Here is a 541-nt window from a genome sequence, read left to right as displayed (position 1 = left end):
AGAAAAGCCCGGCTCCGTGCACCTGGAGCTACCGGAAGACATCGCCGACGAGCACACCGAGAGCCTGCCGGTCCCGCCGAGCCTGAGCCGTCGCCCGGTGGCCGAGGCCAAGGCCATCGCCGCCGCCGTCTCCAAGCTGGAGAACGCCCGCAGCCCGGTGCTGGTGCTGGGCGCCGGCACCAACCGCAAGATGACCGCCCGCGTCCTGCGCCAGCTGATCGAGAAGACCGGCATCCCCTTCGTCACCACCCAGCTCGGCAAGGGCGTGGTCGACGAGCGCCATCCGCGCTTCCTGGGCAACGCCGCCCTCTCCGCCGGTGACTTCGTCCACCGCGCCCTGGAGTCGGCCGACCTCATCGTCAACATTGGCCACGATGTGATCGAGAAGCCGCCGTTCTTCATGACCCGCGGCGGTACCGAGGTCATCCATATCAACTTCCGTTCCGCCGAAGTCGATCCGGTGTACTTCCCCCAGGTCGAGGTGATCGGCGACATCGCCAACGCCATCTGGGAGATCAAGGAACGCATCGAGGTCCAGCCA

The 541-nt window shown here is 67.1% G+C and carries 1 pseudogene; it reads left to right on the top strand.

What is annotated here, in order from left to right:
* Positions 1-541: pseudogene (locus ACYJP6_RS24160) on the top strand (acetolactate synthase large subunit); the annotation flags it as partial.

The organism is Pseudomonas sp. No.117, assembly GCF_054558395.1.
The sequence above is the reverse complement of the archived record's forward strand: the minus strand, read 5'-3'. Positions and strand labels throughout refer to the sequence as shown.